The sequence below is a fragment of the Sphingobium indicum BiD32 genome, from assembly GCF_000382885.1.
Classification (GTDB): domain Bacteria; phylum Pseudomonadota; class Alphaproteobacteria; order Sphingomonadales; family Sphingomonadaceae; genus Sphingobium; species Sphingobium japonicum_C.
Genome location: NZ_CAVK010000128.1, coordinates 1 through 2,510, shown reverse-complemented (window position 1 = coordinate 2,510; position 2,510 = coordinate 1). Strand labels below are relative to the sequence as shown.

The following is a 2,510-nucleotide window of genomic DNA, read 5'->3' as shown; positions in this document are numbered from 1 at the left end:
CTTAGCCGTCTGGCGGCCCCTGTGGCTGTGGTGCCGGTAGCAGGGCAAGCTTGTCGAGCGGGCTAACCACATTCCTGAGCGTTCGCGTCGCCACCTGAGTGTAGAGCGCTGTGCTGTTTAGCTTGGCATGGCCCAGCAAAGCCTGGATGATGCGGATGTCGATCCCATCCTCCAGCAGATGAGTGGCGAAGCTGTGGCGCAGCGTATGTGGCCCGACCCGCTTGGTAATGCCGGCGGCTCGTGCTGCCTCGGCCGCGATGCGATGCACCTGACGGTAGCAGATGGGCTTTAGATAATGCTGCCCTGGGAACAGCCAGCCATCACGGTGCATGACGCCCTGATCCCGCCCTTCCTTCCACCACGCACGCAGGAGAGATAAAAGGTCCTTAGGGAGCATGGCGTTGCGGTGGCCACCACCTTTGCCGCATTCCACCCGGAGCAACATACGTTCGCCGTCGACATCGCTAACCCTGAGCTTTGCTACTTCCGACGCGCGCAAACCAGCGCCATAGGCGACGGACAGGATGGCCTGATGCTTCAAACTGGTCGTTGCCCCGAGCATCCGTGTCACCTCCTCGCGGCTGAGTACGGTAGGCAAGGATCGGGGATGCTTCACTCGATAGAGCTTGCGGGTCAGGTCCGGGCGATCGATCGTGTGCGTGTAAAAGAACCGCAGCGCCGACACGATGCTGTTCAGTGTCGGCCCGCCAAGTCCTGCCTCCCGCTGGTCGAGCTGGAACTGGCGCAGATCTTCGCCGCTTGCGGTATCAGGAGGACGGCCCAGCCAAGTGGCAAAGCGCGCCACATCCCGCAAATAGTTGCGCTGCGTGGCACGGGATAACCGACGCAGGTCCATGTCCTCGGCCATACGCTCGCGCAGCGACCGGACAGGCATCATCACAGTGGAAGTGTTCATCGTTCGACTCCTCAGTTGAAGGGGTCGATAGGGTCTGCCTGTGCTGCCGTTCGCTCAAGCCAGGCGCATCATCGGTATGATCAGCGCACCGTCAAATCTGGGTGCCACTCCCGCGCAGCGGGTCGTCTAATCGCCCCTCTGTCAAGCCAGCCAAATCATTCGTTCGTTCATTCATTTATAACTGTTGCCAAGCGTATGCCGGGTACAGGGTCGTCTACGCGGTCGATGCAAGTTGATCGCCGCAGGATGGGTTCCGTAGGCAAGATCTTCCTATGTTCGTGACGCAATCTGCTCCCAAAGGCCAGTTGCTTCCCGCTTCGCGGAATGATCTCAGCCGCGTCCCCGGCAAGGACGGCTCGGCGCGTCCTCAAAGGACGCTATAGGTAAACTTTAGATGCGCTGGTGACAATGTGCCGTCGTTCATCAAGTTGGCGCGGCGGCTCCAGCATTTGGATCAAACAGCTCGCCTGTCTTCAGCATCGCGTGCATGATTACCGCCAGTTTGCGCGCGAGCGCGACTGCAGCTCGTTTGAAACCAAGCCGCTCCTTCAGCGCCAGGGCCCAGGTACGCAATGCGTTCGTCTCTGTCGACCTGTTCAAAATAACCGAGGCTGCCTCGTACAAGAGGGTGCGTAACTTAGCGTCGCCGCGACGGGAGATATGACCTTCATAATCCACCTCTCCCGATTGATACCGCTTTGGGGTCAGACCGACCCAGGCGCCTACAGCGCGCGAGTTTTTAAAGTTGATCGAATCCTCCACTGCTGCTGCGAAGGCCGTGGCAGTGACCGTACCCACACCAGGCACGGACGTGAGCAGGCGGCAACGTTGATCCGCGCCGGCCATCGCAACCAGTTGCTTGGTCAATTCCGCAACGCGAAGCCGGATATCTCCCCAGGCTTTAAGCAGAGGTAGGATGATGCGTGCCAAATTGTCCTCGCCTTCCAAAAGCGAAATTACATTGCGGTCGAAGACGCTGCCGGCACCTTTGGGCACTACCAGCCCAAACGTCTTCATCAGCCCACGTATCTGGTTCGACATCTGCACCCTCATCTTCATGAGTTGACGGCGGGCGGCGATCAGCGTCCTCATCAACATGCTGTCGAAGCCTTTGACGCGGACCTCCCTATAGAAACCAACTTCAGCCAGATGGGCCAGTCCGTCAGCGTCGTTCGCATCGGTCTTGTTGGCAGCCATATCGAGAGCGGCCTTGGCATGGCGCGCATCTATACAGATCGCCGGCAGACCTTCCGCAGTGAGGGCATGGAAAAACCATACCGACAAAGGTCCGGTCTCAAATACCACGCGCTTTGCATTCGGTGCGCGCTTTCGGATCACTTCTGCGAGAAGCTTCGGGTCGGATGCACACTTGCCACGCCAAATGCGCTTGCCGTCCTGACGAACCGATACTGAAGTGTCTTTCAGGGAGACGTCGAGTCCTATATGCTGATCCACGGTTGTCCTCCATATGATGCTGGGCCCGGTCCAAAATCGTGAGCCCGTTCTTCATCTTATCGGGGGGCAACCAACCTTCCAGTAATCCCGTGCATCTGGCCAACGGCCGGCGCTCCCGCGATTACGTCATGTTCGTACA

At 58.9% G+C, this 2,510-nt stretch carries 2 protein-coding genes; both read right to left on the bottom strand.

Annotation, left to right across the window (positions count from 1 at the left end):
- Window position 1 precedes the first annotated feature (1 nt).
- Window positions 2–916, bottom strand: a complete 915-nt coding sequence (locus EBBID32_RS12695) for a tyrosine-type recombinase/integrase (RefSeq protein ID WP_006958136.1) — start codon at window positions 914–916, stop codon at window positions 2–4.
- Window positions 917–1,339: 423 nt separating this feature from the next.
- The gene (locus tag EBBID32_RS12690) at window positions 1,340–2,371 is read right to left on the bottom strand and encodes an IS110 family transposase (RefSeq protein WP_006958134.1); all 1,032 of its coding nucleotides are present in this window, start codon (window positions 2,369–2,371) and stop codon (window positions 1,340–1,342) included.
- Between the last annotated feature and the right edge of the window lie 139 nt (window positions 2,372–2,510).